Annotated in this window: 2 protein-coding genes; both read right to left on the bottom strand. The window is 49.4% G+C overall.

Features of this window, described 5'->3' with window-relative positions; translation table 11 throughout:
• Positions 1-1,203 (bottom strand): hypothetical protein (locus EN994_RS29030; protein ID WP_164746299.1); only part of this gene is annotated, 1,203 nt, incomplete at its 3' end.
• A gap of 9 nt (positions 1,204-1,212) precedes the next feature.
• A complete protein-coding gene (locus tag EN994_RS29025) occupies positions 1,213-1,869 on the bottom strand; it encodes a hypothetical protein (RefSeq protein WP_063168210.1) in 657 nt (218 codons plus the stop codon).
• Positions 1,870-1,983: the final 114 nt, after the last annotated feature.

Here is a 1,983-nt window from a genome sequence, read left to right as displayed (position 1 = left end):
GACTATGATGTGGTCATTTCCAGCGCCAGAAAAGACAAATCCCTGATCCGGATTGACCAAGGTTATCTCGTTGTCCTTTTCATTCCCAACAAGAATAAACTGAGAGGTGCTGTTCAAGGTGAAGCTGGTAACGTCACCCTGCAGGACAACCAGATTTCCATCCTTGTTCGCCGATGTTGCCGCATTTCCGGCTATGAAGGTGGCGCCGTTGATATTGACGATGTTATGCGGGTCGAGCCCCCAATAGTAAGGGTTCGACAGTTTGTAGGAATCCGATTGCATCCACTCGGAATTGTACCCTGCAAGAGTCAACTCGTTTGCGGTGCCGATGGTCTGGTTGATCACGTGATCGAACTCAGTCCCATGGGGAGTTGTGGGGAGATCGCTCCGGTCGAACGATATCTCCTTGTAGTCAGTGCTGGCATGCAGGATATTTGAGGTTCCTGAAACCGCCTCCTCAATCAGGAGACCATGAATGAACCTGCCAAGGAAACCAGACGCATCGGTGTCGTTAGCTGGGGCATACGGTTTTTGCTCGAACAGATATGACTGCTTGCTATCCAAGAATCCCGTATGGGTAGCGGCCCACTGGAGCAAGCTTTTGGCGAGAACATCGTCCCCGATAATAAATTTCATCTGAGATAGATTAAACACAAATGGATCCATATCCTGGAACCATTGGAGCGCATAGTTTTTCGCCGTAGCATCGCCGACTGTCAGCGGAATATTCATTCTAAAGTAGGATAGATACTGAGACAGATCCGCACTCGACGTGACCAGCCAGAAATCATAGTCGTTGAGAGCTCGAACCTCGTAGTAGGGTGTCCACCCTTCCGCCGCGCCTGAGAGCTCGGGGAAAACAGTTTGGTATGCTGCATCATGATAGTCGGAAATTTGCCGCCCCGTAAGGTTCCAATCAGTTTGTGTTGACCGAAGAGCGTAGTCACGCGTAGCGAGTTCCAGCATGAGCGCATCGCGACGTTGGTCAAAGAGTCCTGACGCGAAATCGCCATCTATTTTGTTCTTGGCATAGTTGTTAGCAACAATTCCGATTAACGAGTCGGCGTTCACGACACCATGTGCCATGCTTCCATAGTAGATGCCAGCGGCGGAAAGCGCATCGTAGTAATGAGACGCGTCACCCGTCGAGATGGTAAGCGCATATGCAGAGTTAATATCGTTTATCTGCTGTGAAGTTGGCATGATACGCTCCTATTTTTCAGAAAATGAATCAATCAGCGCCGAAAGACGTTTGTGAAACCTAGAGACGTCCTCTCGAAGATATTTACGAGGCGCCATGATCATCCAGCGCAATCCAGCCCTATCAAAGCTCATCATGCACGATGATACAGAAGAATATCCAGTGCACATAATGTACATAGGATCCGGCGCGGAAATATAGTAGATATTGTGAGAGAGATACCCCTTAGCATTATCCTTTACGCGAAACGAGGCGAATTTAATACCAGCATCGAGGTCATTTATAATTGGAAGCAGGAGGTTTTGCGGAATATGAATTTTTAGTGGGCCGCCTGGAACGGAGGCCGCCACTCCGAGTGCGTCCGAAAGCGGCAGCAGATCCTCCTCCCCCCGGATCTGGGGGTTTGGCCCGCGGCCAGCTTTCAGTTCAGGATAGCTCAGTCGTAGCGCGACTTGCTTGATATCCATGGTTGCCTTCGGATTTCGTTCCCGAAATAGATCTGAGGGGACATAGAGCGTTCCCTGCGAGTATGTCACGGCAACGCGATCGATCGACGAAGAGGTGAGCCAGAGAAAACGTTCGTCTCCAGTGTCGAGTGATGCGGATTGCGAGTGCCCGCAGGTGACCAAAGCCAAGAGGAGCGCAATTGAAAATCGACCTTTGAGCACGCGTTTTCCCGCCCAGCATGCGCTCTAATTCGTTAAGTTATTAGTATGCCATATCTCATAACGATCGCAACAATTAATATACTTACAGATTTATCTTTCATCGAAGTATATAAG

This window comes from Mesorhizobium sp. M7A.F.Ca.CA.002.09.1.1, assembly GCF_003998555.1.
GTDB classification, from domain to species: domain Bacteria; phylum Pseudomonadota; class Alphaproteobacteria; order Rhizobiales; family Rhizobiaceae; genus Mesorhizobium; species Mesorhizobium ciceri.
This window is presented reverse-complemented; position numbering and strand designations above follow the sequence as displayed.